Raw genomic sequence first — 18,303 nt, 5'->3', positions numbered from 1 at the left:
CTGGCTATTAGATTCAGAAACATCGCTTGACTATCTTGATCTCATTGATGAGGATGATATCCCTCAAAATAGTGATGTAGTACTGATGTTATCTCAGTATTTAGCCGCTATGAAGCAGTTCAAATCCGCTTATTATGCCTGGGATGCTTCCAAGCGTCGTTGGTGCTGGTTTACTGAATAAATACAGCGTTTTAAGCAATAGTTCATGCTATGTCCTATTAAAATATGACTATAGTCATGACTACGGTTATTATGAAATCAATTTCCAAAAGTAAACTCAAATCTCAACTTCTTGAGTTCTTACGACTTGTAGAGTCAGAAGGAGAAGAAATTGTAGTTACCGATCGCGGTAAGCCAGTCGTGAAAATTTCCAAATACGCACAAGCACCTTCAACAGAAGAGTTATTTGGGGAAATACGCGGTAAAGTGAAGTACTTTGAGGATTTAACTACACCAACCACTGACGAATGGACACAATTGTGAAGATAGTCCTTGACACTTGTGCCCTAATCTGGTGGAGTTTAGATCCAGCCAAACTTTCTGAACAAGCTAAAGAAGCGTGCAACCAGATGGAAAAGGATAAAAATGGTCTTGTCCCTTCCATAGCTATATGGGAAATTGCGATAAAAATTAAAAATAAAAAACTAGATTTAGGAGTCAATCTTAACGAATACGTAGTAAGGCTGAAAAAGTCTAGTACCGTTCAGATTGTACCCATTGATGAAAATATTTGGATGGAAAGTGTCAATTTAGAATGGGATCATCGAGATCCAGTAGATCGAGTTGTCGTCGCACTAGCCAGAAGTAATCAAGCTGCAATAATTACAGCCGATCGAGAGATAGCAAATTTCTACTCAGAAGTGATTTGGTAGAGGTAAGAAAGATCGCTTACTCCATCGTCTTAATTTGCTGGTTAGCTTCATTTTCTGCCTTTAGCATTGCTTGCTTTAATGATTGTTGTCCCAACAAGGCGCTGACAAACTGGTTATCAAAGTTATTCACGATCGCACCTGGATACTGACCTACCTGCCAGAGTGTAGCATATTTAACCCCCGCTACTAATGGCGCTCGCAATGGGTCTTGGTCATAGCCCAAATTCTTTGCCACTGATTTACGTGTTGGCAAAGCAAACCCTGTTCCTGTCCACTTTTGCATCCCCTCTTTACCCGTGAGATAGGAAATCAATTCCCAAGCTTCGGCTTTGTGGTGTGCTTGCTTGTTCATCACGTAGGCAACAGTCAGCATCATTGTGCCTTTTTTATCATTAATAGCAGGTACTGGTGCGGTAGCAAACTCTACTTGGGGAAAGGTTTCGATTAGATAGGGAATTGCCCAGTTACCTTCAATCACCATTGCCACTTTACCTTGACCAAACATTTCACTACCTGTGTTTGTGCCAACATCAGATTTTTGAGCAGAGGAGTGGTCTTTTTGATACTGATCTACTACTAACTCTAAACCCTGTAAACTTGCCTCGCTGGCAAAAGTAGCATAACTATTTCGATCGACAGCTTGCCCACCAAAGGCTTTAATTTTATAAGCCTGACGCGCTAATTCTGGGATTTCTCCAAAGCCGTATTTATTAAGTTTACCTGTCAATTGCTTAGAGTAGGTGCGTAGTTCATCCCAATTAGCTGGCGGATTACTCAAGCCTGCGGCGGCAAAGGCTTTTTTATTATAAAACAGGGCAAGAGTGGAATAGTCTTTAGGAAGACCATAAATATGGTTCTGGTATTTGAAGCTGTCAAGTAAGCTATTCTCAAAGTCCGCTAAGTCAAATTCAGGGGTAATGTAAGCTTCTAGCGGTTCCAGAACATTTTGACTCATCAAAAAAGGAGCTTCTACCGACTCCAGATAAAAGACATCAGGCGCTGCTTCGCCAACCAAACGAGTTTTGATTACATCCATGTATTGGTCAGAAATCGCCTCATATTTGACCTTAATATTTGGATGCTGTGCCTCAAAGTCTAGCAGTACCTGTTGCAAAAGTTTTTGCTCAACAACATTGCCTCCCCAACCACTGAGTTTGATGGTGACTGCGGTAGATGCTAACGGCTTGCTTGGCAATTGTAGGCTTTGACAAGCAATAATAGCGATCGCGATCGCCATCGCTAATGCCAAAAAGTTAAATAATCCTTTATTGTTCACAGACAAATAATACGTCTCTTTCCTTGCTCATACCTTGTGTTATTAAGGAGTGATATGTTTAATTATTTGAAATTTTGGTTAAAAATTGCAAGCTAAAATAACGAAAAATTATCAGCGATGCTAATTGAAGCATACTGAGTTCTTGTGCAACCTGATTTATCAGAGGATACTTCACCCATAATCTATGTTTACGGATTCTGTTCAGATTGAAACAACTGCGCCACTGATCCTGGAATTTACCCAGACTGCCTCACCACCAACAGCAATCTCTTCAAACTCTCGAATTTCCAAGGATACTATTCGCACTAGTTTAAAAGCTTCTACTGCGGATTCTGTCTTAGCATCGGTTTATTCTCTGGGAACTGGCGGGATTTTACTCAGCAATTTATTGGTGGAATTGGGTGCTAGTCCAGTGGTATTTGGGATGCTGTCTTCTATTCCCATGTTGGTCAATCTTATTCAGCCGTTGGGTGCTTACTTGTCGGAACGCAGCACCAGCCGCTTTCAATATTCGCTTCGGACACACGGAATTGGTCGGCTGCTATGGCTGATTTTAGTAATTGGTATTGTCAGCGCCAGCTTGGGAGTAATTGATGCTCACCAGTTAGTCATATTGACACTCTTGATTGTTCTATTCAGTAGTCTTTTAGGAGGATTAGGAACAGCATCGTGGCTCAGTTGGGTGGCAATGATAGTTCCCCGACGATTACGAGGCAGGTATTTTGGGACACGCAATAGTGCTGCTAGTCTCACTAATTTGATTTGCGTACCAATGGCCGGTTTAGTTGTATCGCATTGGTATGGGGGAACTCTCCAAGGTTATGGTGTAGTTCTACTGCTAAGTATTGTGTTTGGGATTGTGGGATTGGGGTGTCAGTATTTCCAGGTGGATATGAATCCGCGATCGCAAAACACTTATTATGGCAAGTCCTCACAAACCAGTGAGATTCAATCCGAGGTTGCAAAAGATGAATCTTCTGAAATACTTCAATCAATTCATTTGCCACAAGAACAGTCAGCTAACAGCATCTGGAAAAACTCTAACTTTTTGGTATTTCTGCTGTATTTCAGCTTCTGGACGCTTGCTGTTAACCTCAGCAGTCCTTTTTTTAACCTCTATATGCTCGACACGCTGGATTTAGATGTCAGCTATGTGACTATCTACAATAGCCTTCAGGCGGGGGCAACTTTGCTGATGCTTATTCTGTGGGGAAAATTAGCAGACAAGATAGGTAATCGTCCCATCCTCATCTGTATTGGGATTTTGGTTGGAGTTACACCACTCTTGTGGCTGGGGATTGGTGTAAATCGCCTTGATATCTGGTTGTGGTTGCCACTACTACACATCTTGATTGGAGGTACTTGGGCGGCGATTGACTTGTGCAGCAACAATATCCAATTGAGCATTGCACCAACTAAAAATCAGTCTATCTATTTTGCGATCGCAGCTGCCGTTGCTGGAGCAAGTGGTGCTTTGGGCACAACTATAGGCAGCTTTCTCGTGCAATTTACTCAGTCTGGAGGTTTACTGGGCTTATTTGCCCTCTCAGGCATATTTCGACTAGTAGCCCTTGTTCCACTCATGTTTGTTCAAGAGCCAAGCAGAGGATGAGGGAGTGGGGAGTGGGGGATGAGGAGGACAAGGGGGACAAGGAGGACAAGGAGGAGGGAGCAGGACGCAGGGAGCAGGGAGCATACTTCGACTGCGCTCAGTAACCAGGGGAGCAAGGGAGGAGAGTTTTCCCCTCAGCCCCCCGCACCCTGCCCCTCTGCCTCTTTCCCATGCCCAATGCCCCATGCCCCATGCCCCATGCCCCATACTTTATTCTGCGGCGGTAGAAGTCAAGGACATTGTTTCCCACAACACCATGTGAGGTGTTGTTAATACAGGCTGATGTAGAGCAATCAGCTGGGCTAAGGTGTTCTTTAATTGGGTACGGGGGACGATATCATCAACAAAACCATGCTGGAGCAAATCTTCAGCAGTCTGGAAATCTTCGGGTAGTTTTTCCCGTAGGGTTTGCTCAATCACTCGCCGACCTGCAAAACCAATGGTTGCCTTGGGTTCTGCCAAAATTATATCGCCCAACATTGCAAAACTAGCGGTAACGCCGCCCGTTGTCGGATTGGTCAAAACAGGAATATATAATAATCGGGCGTCTTTATGGCGCTGTAAAGCTGCGGAGATTTTTGCCATTTGCATCAAAGAGAGCATACCTTCTTGCATTCTCGCGCCACCGGAGGTGCAGACGATAACTACAGGATAGCGTCGTTGAGTGGCTTGCTCAATCATCCGGGTGAGTCTTTCTCCCACAACCGAACCCATACTACCACCCATGAAGCGGAAGTCCATAACTCCAAGGGCAATCGGCAAACCATTGATTTGACCTAAACCAGTTTTAACTGCGTCTATTAAGCCAATTTTATCTTGTGTTTCCCGCAAGCGATCGCTGTAGGGTTTGCGATCGCGAAATTCTAGCGGGGTCAGTCGGACGCAAATGCTCATCCAGAGGTTTCCAGGTATTGTTATCTATCAATTGACGGATGCGCTCATCACTGTCTACCCGATTGTGATGACCACATTCGACACAAACCATCTGATTGGCTTTCAAGTCTTTTGTATATGCCAACACGCCACATTTAGAGCATTTATGCCACAAACCATCAGCAATTTCACGTTCTTGGCGTTCGAGGCTGGTAGGCCCTGACTTCCTTCGATTTGCAAACCAATCAAATAGAGACTTTAAACCACGTGATTCTTCGTTGTTAGCCATTTTTTATTTTATTTTAAGTGGGTATGAGGTCGAAAACATGTCAAACCGTATTGGTTGTGCTAAGTCATAAGTCATTTGTATTTACTAATGACTTATGAATACATCGTTAAACTACGTTTTTAAGCAATTCAGACCTTAATTTTCGTCTTTGGTTGCCAGCTTAACGAAAATACTTATACCAATACAAGTCTCTTGCTCTTTTTTTCAGCAGACTTAATTATATGGACGTAGTGACAAAACCATGAGAATACCAACCTCCAAATAAGATGCTCTACCCCTCCCACCCTAATCAATTATTTGTATTGCTGGGTTTTGAACAATCAGCATCTGTTGCACTAGTTGTACTTGCCAACGGTTAATCGTCGTTAAGAGGGTAATACAAGTCACAAGCTGAATATTATCAAAATGTGAAAGGCAGATGGGGTAATGTTGGTTACAGTCACGAATTATAAATATTTCTTATGAAAGAGCATTAGGTATGGGTATAGGGCATTGGGTGTTGGGCATGGAGAAGAGACAAGGGAGACAAGGAAGAGGGGGAAGACAAGGGAGAGATTTGTTCAATAATTCCCTCTTGTCCCCCTTGTCCCCCTTGTCCCCCTCATCTTCCCTGCTCCCCTGCTCCCTACTTCAATTCAAGAGGCTGGAAAAAATAACCGCAGGTAGCTAGACAAAATGGCTTCGCCGCTAAACAGGGTAATCACAGATCCTAAAGCCAGAAAAGGCCCAAAAGGGATCTTTTGTCCTAATTTTTGTCGCGATCGCTGCATAATCAAAATACCGATGCCAATAAATGCTCCTAGCGCACAGGCAATAAAACTAGCCAAGAGCAAATATTTCCAGCCTAACCAGGCTCCCATCATGGATGCTAACTTGGGATCGCCTGTACCCATTGCTCTTTTACCAAAGGCAATTGAACTCAATAGGGCGATCGCTTCAAACAGCCATAAGCCTAATACTGCACCAACTATAGCGATCATAAGGTGATTTACCAATGCCACAAAACTACCCTCTGGTAGAAAACCAACTATCATTTGAAACAAAATTCCCACCACTAAACCCGACTTAATCAGTGGATTGGGTAGGGTCATTGTATCTAAGTCGATGAGTGATAGCGCCAATAACCAACTGCAAAAAGCCCAATAGCCTATTGTTAAAGTCGAAACTTGAAATACCAAAAAAATTAGTAAAAAAATTATGCCCGTTACCCCTTCTACCACAGGATAACGGACAGAAATTTTGCTTTTGCAATATCGACACCGCCCTTTTAAGGAAATCCAGCCGAACACTGGTACGTTGTCGTAAGCTTTTAGCTGGTTTAAGCATTTAGGACAACGAGAAGGCGGCCAAAGAATTGACAACCCAGCAGGTAGGCGATAAACAATAACATTCAAAAAACTACCAATAGATGCACCCAAAGCAAAGACCATTACACTCGCCGGGATGGCGAACAAAATGTCCATACAGTCATTTGTCCTTTGTCATTTGTCTTTTGTCATTTGTCATTTGTCCTTTGTCATTTGTCATTTGTCAATAATTAGTCACCAATGACCAATACATCTCTTGGAGAGGGTGCGCCAACGACTACGCGGTAGTTGAGCGCAGTCGAAACTCTGTACAAGTGACCAATGACTAATGACCAATGACCAATGACCAATGACCAATGACCAATGACCAATGACCAATGACAAATGACCAATGACCAATGACCAATGACTAATACATGTGGGATTCAATTTGACTTAAGGGCACAAAACACTCTTGAGGTAAAAGAACTGGTTGGTTAGTAAAAATAACCTTGCCTCGATGAGTCACACGATTAATTGCTACACCGGAAGGTTGCCCTGCTATTTCGGGATGGACTTCACAGTGAGTATAGTATATCTGCCCAGCAGCTCTAATTACAGAGGGATCAATCAAAGGCGATTGGTTCTTTGGGGCGGTAAAATTTACTTGACCTTGTCGTAATGCGTACACTATCGACTGTTATTTGATTGCTAGATTTCCCTTTAGTCTACCCGAAACTTATAGCAAAGGTTGCCAAATTGCCCAAGTTGCTATATAAAATTATTTTTCTTCGATCGCTTTGATGAGTGAGTCTCCCATAGCGCGGCAACCAAGCAGATTTTTTCCTGGAGAAATTATATCGCCTGTGCGATCGCCTTGCTCTAAAACTTGCAGTACACCTTGTTCGATGCGATCTGCCGCTTCTGGTTGGTCTAAACCGTAACGTAACATCATCGCCACACTCAAAACTTGTGCTAGAGGATTTGCCTTATCCTGTCCAGCAATATCTGGGGCGGAACCATGAACTGGTTCATATACACCAGGGCCAGAAGCGCCCAAACTAGCTGAAGGTAACATCCCAATACTACCTGTGAGCATGGCAGCAGCATCAGAGAGAATATCGCCAAACAAGTTGCCTGTAACAATGGTGTCAAACTGCTTGGGAGCGCGTACCAACTGCATAGCAGCATTATCTACATATAAATGAGAGAGTTCGATATCTGGATATTCGGTAGAAAGTTGGGTGATGCGATCGCGCCACAACTGAGATACTTCTAATACGTTCGCTTTATCTACTGAACAAAGTTTTCCACCGCGTTTTCGGGCTGTTTCAAAGGCCACTCGCCCAATGCGTTCAATTTCCGATTCGGTGTAAACCATCGTATTTACACCACGTTTCTCACCGTTTTCTGTAGCAAAAATACCTTTGGGTTTACCAAAGTAAATCCCACCAGTGAGTTCGCGCACCACCATAATATCCACGCCTTCGACAATTTCGCGTTTCAAAGTTGAAGCGTCGATTAGCTGGGGCAAAATTTTCGCTGGGCGCAAATTGGCAAATAATTCCAAACCGGCACGTAACCCTAACAAACCTGTTTCTGGACGTAAATTGGATGGCAGAGAATCCCACTTATAACCACCAATGGCTGCGAGTAACACAGCATCACTGTTACGGCAAGCCTCTAGAGTGGCAGATGGTAGGGGTTCCCCGGTGGCATCAATTGCTGCACCACCGATGAGAACTTCTTGGAATTCAAACTTCAGATCGAATTGCTTCCCTACGACTTTCAGCACATCTACCGCCACTGCCATAATTTCAGGGCCAATGCCATCGCCGGGGAGTAGAGTAATGCGGTAGTTCTGAGTCATAGCTGGTTATTACTAGGTAAATGCTTTCAGATCAAATATCATACCTAGCAAAATGTACTGATGGAGTTTTTAATTTTAGGACTGAAAATAGCTGTAAGCTTTTTCGCGTATTTTTGCGTAAGTCCTGAATTTATTTGGGTGAGGCTCTAAGGTAATCATCTGGTATTGGATGAAACTACCAAAAAAGTCCTATATCCCTAGTTGAGCGGATCGAAACGCTGCAAGATCAGAGCTATGAAGACTACTGGCAAACCTACACCCATACAAATGAGAGCTTGGATAAATGTTAAAGGTGTGGTGTTAAACACTTGATTCATCATGCCCCACTGACTAAACAGACATTGTAAAATCACCACAGCCACAATTCCGATCGCAGGTGCATAGGCTACAGGTGTGCGTTTACCTTGGAATCTCACGACTAGAGATGGTAAAAACTGGGTAATGCTTAACAGGTAAAAGATTTCTGCCGCCACCAATCCATTAATCGCCATCGTGCGAGCTAAGGCTTCATTGCCTGTAGTTTGAAGTATCCATTGAAACATCCCAAAAATTACTACCCAATTGAAGACGGAAATCGCGATGATGCGCTGGAGCAATCCACCCGATAAAAGTCTTTCTCTGGGGTTGCGCGGTGGTTGTTGCATCACCTGTCCAGATTTTGGCTCAAAGGCGAGGGGGGCAATTAATGCTATTGAACTGACCATGTTCAACCAGAGAATTTGGATTGGTAAGATGGGAAGCACGGTTGCTAGAAGAATAGCAATCAAAATCGTCATAGATTCGCCAACGTTGATCGGCAGCAAGAAGGCGATCGCTTTTCGTAAGTTGCGATAAACACTACGTCCCTCTTCCACAGCAGCTTCGATTGAGGCGAAGTTATCGTCAGTTAGCAGCATATCCGCCGATTCTTTGGCAACCTCTGCCCCGGCTATGCCCATCGCTACACCAATATCTGCCTGTTTGAGAGCGGGAGCATCGTTGACACCATCTCCAGTCATGGCAATAATTTCACCCTGAGACTGCAATGCTTTTACCAGATGCAATTTTTGTTCTGGCGCAACTCGCGCAAATACCATACCTTCCTCAGCTGCTTGGGTGAATTCTTTTTCATCCATCTGAGTTAATTGCTGTCCGGTGAAAACTTGTGCTTCAGTCGAGCAAATTCCCATTTGACGGGCGATCGCAGCTGCTGTTAGTGCATGGTCGCCTGTAATCATTTTTACCTGGATTCCAGCAGATTGACAGGCTTTTACTGCGGCGATCGCTTCTTCGCGCGGCGGATCGATAATGCCTTGAAGTCCCAGAAACACCAGTCCTCGATCGAGATCGTTACGATCCAAGGATCGCTTAGTGGCAACTTCTTTGCTGGCAAAAGCTAGCACTCGTAACCCTTGGTTTGCCATACCAGCAACTTCTTCTTCCACTGTGGCAGAATTGAGACGAGCGAGTTGTCCTTGAGCATCAAACATCCGATCGCATCGTTGGAGAATTGCCTCTACAGAACCTTTGAGATAAATCACATTCAGCCGGCGTTTTACATCCAATTCATGCAAAGTCGCCATGTATTGGAATTGAGACTCAAAGGGAATAGTGTCTATTCTGGGTAATTCTTGCTCTAGATTGGCTTGCGTCATTCCCACTTTATTGGCAGCCGTAATCAATGCTCCCTCAGTTGGGGTTCCTACTAAGTTCCACTGTCCATCTCCCCATTCGATGTGAGAATCATTGCAGAGCAATCCTGCTTCTAAGGATTCCCAAAGAGCAATATGTCCATCTGCATTGAAATCAACAGGCTGTCCATCGATCAGGATTTCACCGTCTGGCGCATAACCAATACCGCTAACGGTGTAATGTTGTCCACCTACATAAATCTTTTGAACCGTCATCTGATTCTCAGTTAACGTCCCAGTTTTGTCAGAGCAGATAACGGTGGTACTTCCCAAGGTTTCCACAGCAGGTAGCTTGCGAATAATCGCCTTACGTCGTGCCATCCGGGAAACTCCGATCGCCAGCGTGACGGTAACGATCGCAGGTAATCCTTCGGGAATCGCGCTGACTACCAAAGCCACAGTCGCTTTGAAAACATCAATCCAAGATTCGCCTTGTCCTAATCCGACTGCAAATGTCAGAGCAGCTAAACCTAAAATCACATACAACAAGCTTTTGCTAAACTTGTCAATATTTCGTGTTAACGGTGTTTTCAGATTTGTGCTGCTTTCAATTAATTGGGAGATGCGACCCAGTTTCGGTGGCATCTGCGATCGCGACTACAATCCCTTCTGCCTGTCCAAAGGTGACGAAACTTCCGGCATACACCATATTGCTGCGTTCGGCTAACGGTGTCTCGACATCCAACAATTGAGTTACTTTCTCCACCGGAACGGATTCGCCTGTTAAGGCAGACTCGTCAACTTGCAAGCCACGCACACTTAATAGCCGCAGATCGGCGGGTACTTTATCCCCAGATGCCAACAGTACCAAATCACCTAGAACAAGTTCAGTCGAAGCCAAACGAGTTTTTTGACCATTGCGAATCACAGTTGCTTCGGTAGTGACAGCTTTGGATAAAGCAGCGATCGCACCTTCTGCTTTCGATTCTTGAATGTAGCCAATGATAACGTTTATCAGGGTGACACCAAAAATTACTCCTGCATCTAGCCAATCTTGCAGCAGCAGCGTTATTACTCCCGCCGTCAGCAAAATATATAGTAGTGGTTGATTAAATTGCTCTAGAAATCGCAGCCAAGGACTTTTTCCTTTTTTACTACTCAATTGATTTGCACCCATTTGCTGGTGTCGGGTGGTAGCTTCTTCATGGCTCAAACCCGCTTCCGGATGGCTGGCTAACGTTTGCACAACCTTTTGTTCGCTCAGAGTATGCCATTCATAATTGAGTAAATCTTCTGTTGTCTGAGCAAAAGTATTTGTAGCGATCGTATTTGCTGTCATCTGTATCTCCAAATTGAAGTAACCGTTAAACTAATTCGTAATTAATACTCATCAGATTTAAGTAAAAATTTCTTTTTGAATCTGTACCTTTGATTTTTGAAATTGGTGTGATTACGAGAATCTTTTGCTAGGTTCGTAAATATGCCACTCTCGCACACCCCAGTAACTAAGAATCAATTCTGCTTGCAAAATTTCATCTGCTGTTCCCTCTACCTTCACCAAAAGTTCTTCTTGGAAGGTGGTTGGCTTACAGAGCGTAGCTTGCCTTTCGGGAGCAAACCAACCTTGATATGCACCATATACACTGCCCAAAATTGCACTTGCTCCACCTGCCAGCAATGTACCCAGCACAGATTCAACCGCTAATACTGGCCCAAAACCGGGAATAACTAATACGCCAAGTCCAACTGTTAGTGCCAGAAAGCCCCCGGCTGTTCCTCCTGTAATTGCGCCTGCTTTGGCACCTTGGCTCGGAGTTATGATATGTTTATCCGCATTAGCATCCCCATACAACTTTTCGTGTTTAGAGTCTAAAGGAAACACAGAAATTTGTTGCATAGGAAAGTCAATTGCTCTGAGTTCATTAAGCACCTGTGTTGCCGCTTGACGGGTAGAAATGATGCCTATTGCATATTTAACTGAATGTAAATTCATCACAATTTCTCCTATATAAATAATTAAGTGAAAAATGAAAAATTATTAATATCTAAATAGTATAAAGTTAGAGTTTTTAGCTTGATTTTGAGTCATATTAGGTTGCCGAACTGCTGCTTCTCTTTCAGGATTACTGATAAATGTGAATGAAAAGTGAATAAATTGTTTATCTTACTTAATTTTCATTTTTGAATCACATTTATCACTTAAGCTAAAAGACAACACAGATGAATGAAGTAATTAGCACCTCTTGCAAAAATCCTTGAATTACCCCTCCCCAACCCTCACCTTGTGAAGCTACCTGACTTTTCACGTTATGTAGAAAAGTCCACGAAAAACTAACCCCCTTCCCGTGTTGGGAAGGAGAGAGAAATAGAAGAGAGGTTTTTCAGATACCGTGAAAAGTCAGGTGAAGCTACGGGGTATACACACGTCTGAAATAGTTGGAAATTTGGGTTTGAACGTGGTTTTACCCCACCCTAACCCTCCCCGTATGTATTGGGGAGGGAACAAGATTTATTATTTCCCCCCTTTATAAGGGGGGATTAAGGGGGGTAATTTGACTTGTGTATACACGGTAGCCAATATATCGGGGGGATTAAGGGGGATATTAGAATTGGGATCGGCACTTTGCTATACCTTCGCCAAAATAAAAGTATGAAGATAGGGCTGATTATCAACCCATTTTGCCAAGCTTATTTCTGGAGAACGTATTTATCTGATTTTTACAGGCGTTAAATCCTTGCAATTTGGCGAAGGTGTTGCCATAAAAGTGAGATTTGCTCCAATTAGGCTACCACTCGGTTTTATTATTGGTGTAATGTGGATATCGAAATAACGAGTGCTGTGGCTAGTTGTCCACTCTATGTTCTTTTCACTTATCAAATAGCGATCGCGATTTAACCGCTTCATCAATTCTCTAAAATTTACAATTTGTCCTATTTCTAAATCTTGCATTTGCACACCTAGATCGTCATTTTTGAGACCAAATAAGGTATAAGCTTGCTCGTTAGCCAGAATTAGGCAAGCACGAGCGTCGACTGCAAGTAAGGCAAATAGGCTGTTTTGGAAAGCAGCTTGCCAGAAGTGGATAATTTCAGAAACTGGAGAGTCGGGTACTTTCTTTTTGGCAGACTCAGGTCGAATCTGCAAGTATTTTTGCAAACTGAGATTCTCTGCTTTAGTAAAAATCGAATGCTTCATACTAACGGGGATGAAGATTTGTTTGTCGTTAGTCAAGTTTTTTGTTTTTTCTAAAAAAAGAAAACCATTATTGTTCAAGGCAAAATGAAAGCGAAGTAGAATAGTTGCGTAAGTTTTTACGTCGAAGTACTTTAGGATGTTGCGGCACACAAGCAGGTCAATTTTAGATATGGGCGCATTCTTAACTAAGTCATGGCGACCAAAAATGATTGACCCTACGCAGTTCGGAGCAAAAAACATGAATCGACCCAATTTGCTTACAGTAGTCAGACAAAAATTTACAGGGAATGTCTGCTAGCTCCGAGTCACTATAACTACCTTGTCGCCCCTGTTTGAGCGCGTCTTCTTCTATATCCGTGGCAAAAATTTGCACTCGTTCCAAATATTGCTCCATACCCAGAGCTTTTGCTAACAACATACTCACTGCATAAGCTTCCTGTCCAAAAGCACAGCCAGCAACCCAAACTCGAATTCTTTCGTCTGGATGCTTGCTCTTAATAATTTGGGGAATAATTTTGTTAGCTAAATAATCCCAAGAATCGCGCTTAGAAAACAAGTCGGTGGAATTCTTTAAAATGGTGTTAATTAAAACATTAAGTTCTTCGGGTTGATCTTGTAAGTATTGCAAGTATTTACTATATTTCTCAATTTTTAATTGCTGCATCCGGTCTTGTAACTGAGCTATTAAATTCAGCTGGTTATAATCTTCCAGATTATAAGTATAATTTTGCTGAAGGTAATCTAATAAAGTCTCTAACTCTTGCTGGCAAATTGATTTATTCATGTTATTATTTTTTTGTGTTGCTAAATAATTACTGAAGCACTGAAGTTAATGTAAAAAGGCATCGTTAGCCGTACTCAGTGAAATCTGTCAAAATAATGTATTATTAATGTTAAATATAAATAATACCAAGTTGCCAAAGTTAGTATTGTTTAGTATCTAAGCGCTGCTGGACTAGCTTTCAAGCAAATAATACTATCTATCACAACTTGGTATTATTTGATTAATATTTTTAAATTTTAAATAATTAGTATTTCTTCTGAAGCTAGAAAGGAATCATTTAGTATACAACAAACTTGAAGTACTAAAAAACTGCCTTAAGAGCTAATTTGTAAACTCAAGTAAAGTACTTGTCTTGCAAGGATTTCAGGAATTTGAGTCAAAAAAATACTTATTCGCTGAAACTCAGACCTAGTAACGAGTTGAGTATCCTTCAGATTTTCTTTACGAATCAGCTCTAAGGCTTAAATGCTATTACCACTCAACGGTAAGTTGACAATAAAAGTTGCACCCTGCCCGACTGCTGCACTTTGGGCGTAGATAGTACCACCGTGGAGTTCTACGAGGTTACGTGCGATCGCCAGTCCTAACCCTAGTCCTTTTTTTGTGCCTTTTGCTTGACGAAATGCGTCAAAAATGTGTGGTAGAAACTCAGAATCTATGCCGCAGCCAGTGTCACTTAATATAATCTGGGCTTGATTTTCATGAGTTTGCAGACTAATTTCAATTTTTCCCCCAGTAGGAGTAAATTTGACAGCATTAGTCAGTAAATTTAAGACAATTTGTTGTAAACGGTGTGGATCGCCTTGAACTGTTACTGGTAAAGGAGCAAGCGTGCACTTTAAGTGAATATCTTTGGTTTGGTAAGATTGATGCACTGTAGCGATCGCCGTTTCAATCACTTCTTGCAGTTCAACTGGCTCTGGATTGAGGTTAATTTTACCCGCAGTGATACGCGAGATATCGAGCAAATCTTGAACGAGTTTAGTTTGGAGAGTAGCATTGCGTTCTATCGCTTCCAGGGATTTCGTTAACATGGCAAGACTTGGCTGGCTGCTACGGAGTAAGCGAGTCCAACCAAGAATAGCGACTAGGGGGGTATTGAGTTCGTGAGAAACTTCTGCTAAAAACTTATCCTTCATCCGGTTAATTGTTTTCTCTTGGTGGAGTGCAAGCGATCGCAACTGTGCCATTTGGAGATGAGCTAAAACACGGGTGACAAGTTCGGTGGCCGAGAAGGGTTTAATTAAGTAATCGTCAGCCCCAGCTTGAAGCCCTTCAATTACAGACTCTTCTCTTGCACGGGCAGACAGCAGGATGATGGGTACTTCTTTTGTCCGGGCGTCGGCACGCAATGCTTTCAATAACTCAAAGCCGTCCACCTGTGGCATCATCACATCAGAAAGAACCAAAGAAGGTACTCGTTCGGTAATAGCAGCCTGTGCCGCTGCTCCATCCGCAACGGCTTCAACTTCAACATCGCGATCGCTTAATATCCGCTTGAGGTAATCGCGCATATCGGCGTTGTCATCGACAATCAGGACATAGGTTGAGGGAGGTGGGGAAGAAGTTTTAGTTTCTGAGTTCGCCGAAATGATTTCTGGGTTCGCCGAAATGATTTCTGAGTTCGCCGAAATGATTTCTGGGTTCGCCGAAATGATTTCTGGGTTCGCCGAAATGATTTCTGGGTTCGCCGAAATGATTTCTGGGTTCGCCGAAATGATTTCTGGGTTCGCCGAAATGGTTTTTGCAGCTGCTTCCCCTACTTCTGTTGTATCGCTATCTTGCAACAACCAGCGCTCTGCCTCTTGAACATAAGGGGCTGCACCTAATGCAGTTGATGTCAGGGTGCGTGTTGCTATGATACGATCGCGAAGCGTCTCCGAAGGAGATTCGCCTACGTCAAATCGTAGGCGACGTGCGCTATTGCGCCCCGCTGACGCTCCTAACGTCGCTACCGCTTCGCTAACGCTAACGCTTGGCAGGTGTGCTGTCCCTAATGGAATTGTGACGGTAAAGCAACTTCCTTGTCCTACAGTGCTGCTCACATCTATAGTTCCGCCATGCATCTCGATCAATTCCTGCACCAAAGCTAGACCAATACCAGACCCTTCATGAGTTCTGGCTTTTGTACTTCGCACTTGATAAAATCTTTCAAACAGATGGGGCAGTTCTTCCGGCTCAATCCCGGTGCCTGTATCTTCTACCTGTAGCGTTACATGACGCCGATCGGCAAGATGCAGCCTGACGGCGATTTCGCCTTCTAGGGTAAACTTAAAGGCGTTGGAGAGCAAGTTAAGCACAATTTTCTCCCACATTTGGCGGTCTACGTATACAGGCTCGGCTAAAGGTGGGCAATCGACCACTAGCCGCAAAGAAGCCCTTTCAATGGCGGAACGAAACACTGAGGCTAACTCAGTGGTGAACGTTGCCAAGTCGGTCGGTTCATAAACTGCTTCCATGCGTCCGGCTTCGATGCGAGAGAAGTCGAGCAGGGTATTAACTAGTTTCAGCAGCCTCACGGCGTTTCGCTGGGCAAGTTCTAAACGGAGGCTTTGTTCTTGAGGCAGGGGATGAGTGCGATCGCTTAAAGCATCTTGCAAAGGAGCCAGCAACAGCGTTATAGGCGTGCGGAATTCATGGCTCACATTGCTGAAGAAAGCTGTTTTGGCACGATCGAGGTCTGCCAGAGCCTCGGCGCGTTGGCGTTCTTGTTGACGGGCAGCTTGTTCCTGAATCAGGCGAATTCGATCGGCTTCTGCCTGTTTGCGATCGGTAATGTTGTTGAATACGACGACAATGTGGTGTTTATCTTCGTTGATGCGCGACACCAAAATCTCGAACCAGTAATCTACACTGTCGATGTAGTGTTCAAACCGGGTTGATTCGCCTGTTTGAGCTACCGTGCCAAAGGTTTGCAGCCAGTTCTGATTCAACGGTTGATTCAGTTGAGTGGCGTTTTTACCTGCGACATCGCGCAGTCCAGTCAGGGACTCGAACGCTGGGTTGACCTGCAAAATTTTCCAGTCGATCGCTCTTTCATCGTCGTCATACAGCAGTTCGCAGAGGGCGTAACCTTCGGCGATCGAATTGAACAGCAGCCGATATTTTTCTTCTGATTGGCGCAACCCGATTTCGGCGCGGGCGCGTTCGACGGCTGCCCAGGTGCGATCGGCGGTTTCTGTTGCCAGTTCTACTTCCATATCTGTCCAGTCTCTGGGCGTGCTTTGAACCAGACAAAAGATGCCTACCGACTTGCCGTTTTTAATCACGGGCACATTGACATAGGAAATCACCTGCAACTGTATGCAAAGCTGCCTAACATCTTCGTCCACCGTATCGGTCGTATGCACATCCCGAACAATAAAAGGACGACCTCTATCCACCACAGCTTGCAAGATGGCAAAGTTCGAGAGCGGATACACACCGACAACGGTCGGCAAATCTCCACGGACGGTATCGCGTCGAATGATGGCATTGCCATCCTCGATTTCGCAGTAGTAGCACCTGTCCGCTCCAAAGTAATTCATGGCGGTTCGGGTTACTGTTTGCTGAATGTCAACTGGATCGGCAAGCGATCGCAGCGCATCGCTGAGTTTCAGCAGGAAGAACTGCCGCTCCTCGCTCTTGCGTAACAACTCCTCGGCAAGCTTGCGCTCAGTAATATCATAGGAAACGGCAAGCACTGCATAAACTTCACCGTCAACAGAACGCAACGGCGTTCCGCGCGAGATGAATGAGCGATTGTGTGCGTCATGTTCGTGTTCAAACGACTCACCAGCTAGCCCCCGACGGTAAAACACCTCGTAAGTTGCTGCTAATTCGAGCGGCAGTACCTCGAAAATCGTTTTTCCGACAAAATCTTCGCTTTTGAATCCAGCAGCGGACAACGCTTCTTCTTCAGCCAGCAAGTAGCGCAACTCGCGATCGACGACAAAGGCAGCTCCACCCGGCAGATTCTCAATCAAAGCGCGCGATCGTTCTTGTGCCTGTTTGCGCAGCACAATTTCGGCTTCTAAGGCAGCGTTGGCAGCTAGCAGTTCCTTTGTTTGTCGGTGATTCAAAAGCAGGGTAGCCGCAGTAAAGTTTGCTAAACTCGTCATCACCCGCACGTCTTCACTGTCAAAGTGTCGCTGTTCATCGTGCGATATAATCCAGATTGTGCCGAGTGCTTTGTTGTCAGCAATCAGAGGCAACACCAACCCTTCAACAAAAGGGGTTTTAGCTTCCTGAAAGTACGTGAAATAGCGTTCCGGATAAGAATAAAGCACAGGTGTACCGCGATCGAGGCAAGTTCCACAGGGGCTAAAGTTGCGAGGGATAGTGCCGCCTACGTACTGTTTTAACGCTCCTGCCAACACATTCCAGCGAAAGACTTCTTCACCACTTGGCAATACTTCAAGTAAACTGACCCCTGTACTTTGGGCATTGCACAATTCTAGTGCCATGTCAACTAGACTCTGGAGCATCGTCTCCGGCTGATTTACCAACTGCCGCGCCAACGTATGCAATGCTTGATTTTCCGAAGCTAAGTTTGCCGGACGAGGGTTTCGCCGGGACAACTCTTGGGTGATGACAATATCCTCTAGGGTGACTGTTTCTGTTTGAGGTCGTTCCATCGCACTTATAACTCTGGCT

Annotated in this window: 11 protein-coding genes and 3 pseudogenes; 3 read left to right on the top strand and 11 right to left on the bottom strand. The window is 44.1% G+C overall.

Translation table 11 applies throughout. From position 1 onward, the window contains the following. The first annotated feature begins 252 nt into the window (after nt 1-252). Together NSTCB13_RS06260 and NSTCB13_RS06255 are read left to right on the top strand one after the other, a co-directional pair. Complete coding sequence (locus NSTCB13_RS06260; RefSeq protein WP_448271724.1) at nt 253-483, top strand: type II toxin-antitoxin system Phd/YefM family antitoxin; 231 nt, start codon at nt 253-255, stop codon at nt 481-483. Continuing rightward, on the top strand, nt 468-872 hold the full coding sequence (locus NSTCB13_RS06255; RefSeq protein ID WP_448271723.1) for a type II toxin-antitoxin system VapC family toxin: 405 nt from the start codon (nt 468-470) through the stop codon (nt 870-872). Before NSTCB13_RS06260 ends, NSTCB13_RS06255 begins: the two co-directional genes overlap by 16 nt. Nucleotides 873-888: 16 nt before the next feature. Here the strand turns inward: NSTCB13_RS06255 and NSTCB13_RS06250 are convergent, their stop codons facing one another. Beyond that, complete coding sequence (locus NSTCB13_RS06250; protein ID WP_448273138.1) at nt 889-2,109, bottom strand: ABC transporter substrate-binding protein; 1,221 nt, start codon at nt 2,107-2,109, stop codon at nt 889-891. A 223-nt stretch (nt 2,110-2,332) separates the two neighbouring features. On the opposite strand from NSTCB13_RS06250, the gene NSTCB13_RS06245 reads away from it, so the two are divergent. Beyond that, on the top strand, nt 2,333-3,760 hold the full coding sequence (locus tag NSTCB13_RS06245) for an MFS transporter (protein WP_448271722.1): 1,428 nt from the start codon (nt 2,333-2,335) through the stop codon (nt 3,758-3,760). Between the two features lie 210 nt (nt 3,761-3,970). Here NSTCB13_RS06245 and accD read toward each other — a convergent pair. From accD to NSTCB13_RS06195, 10 genes and pseudogenes are all read right to left on the bottom strand, one after another. Continuing rightward, nucleotides 3,971-4,922 (bottom strand): annotated as a pseudogene (accD, locus tag NSTCB13_RS06240) (acetyl-CoA carboxylase, carboxyltransferase subunit beta). 635 nt (nt 4,923-5,557) lie between these two features. Beyond that, nucleotides 5,558-6,385 carry a prepilin peptidase gene (locus tag NSTCB13_RS06235; RefSeq protein WP_445628796.1) on the bottom strand — a complete coding sequence of 276 codons (828 nt, stop codon included), beginning with the start codon at nt 6,383-6,385 and terminating at the stop codon, nt 5,558-5,560. A gap of 253 nt (nt 6,386-6,638) precedes the next feature. After that, a complete protein-coding gene (locus NSTCB13_RS06230) occupies nt 6,639-6,899 on the bottom strand; it encodes a hypothetical protein (protein ID WP_094347451.1) in 261 nt (86 codons plus the stop codon). A gap of 90 nt (nt 6,900-6,989) precedes the next feature. Beyond that, complete coding sequence (gene leuB / locus NSTCB13_RS06225; protein WP_445628795.1) at nt 6,990-8,078, bottom strand: 3-isopropylmalate dehydrogenase; 1,089 nt, start codon at nt 8,076-8,078, stop codon at nt 6,990-6,992. 197 nt (nt 8,079-8,275) lie between these two features. Further along, nucleotides 8,276-11,027: pseudogene (locus NSTCB13_RS06220) on the bottom strand (cation-translocating P-type ATPase). A 111-nt stretch (nt 11,028-11,138) separates the two neighbouring features. Continuing rightward, on the bottom strand, nt 11,139-11,681 hold the full coding sequence (locus NSTCB13_RS06215) for a hypothetical protein (protein ID WP_448271721.1): 543 nt from the start codon (nt 11,679-11,681) through the stop codon (nt 11,139-11,141). A gap of 714 nt (nt 11,682-12,395) precedes the next feature. Next, the gene (locus NSTCB13_RS06210) at nt 12,396-12,920 is read right to left on the bottom strand and encodes a PAS domain-containing protein (protein WP_448273237.1); all 525 of its coding nucleotides are present in this window, start codon (nt 12,918-12,920) and stop codon (nt 12,396-12,398) included. A gap of 15 nt (nt 12,921-12,935) precedes the next feature. Then, nucleotides 12,936-13,124 (bottom strand): annotated as a pseudogene (locus tag NSTCB13_RS06205) (CheR family methyltransferase); the annotation flags it as partial. Beyond that, nucleotides 13,075-13,668 carry a CheR family methyltransferase gene (locus NSTCB13_RS06200; RefSeq protein WP_448271720.1) on the bottom strand — a complete coding sequence of 198 codons (594 nt, stop codon included), beginning with the start codon at nt 13,666-13,668 and terminating at the stop codon, nt 13,075-13,077. The pseudogene NSTCB13_RS06205 and the gene NSTCB13_RS06200, both read right to left, overlap by 50 nt. A gap of 461 nt (nt 13,669-14,129) precedes the next feature. After that, nucleotides 14,130-18,284, bottom strand: a complete 4,155-nt coding sequence (locus NSTCB13_RS06195; RefSeq protein WP_448271718.1) for an ATP-binding protein — start codon at nt 18,282-18,284, stop codon at nt 14,130-14,132. Nucleotides 18,285-18,303: the final 19 nt, after the last annotated feature.

It is taken from the genome of Nostoc sp. DSM 114160 (assembly GCF_053470305.1).
The sequence above is the reverse complement of the archived record's forward strand: the minus strand, read 5'-3'. Positions and strand labels throughout refer to the sequence as shown.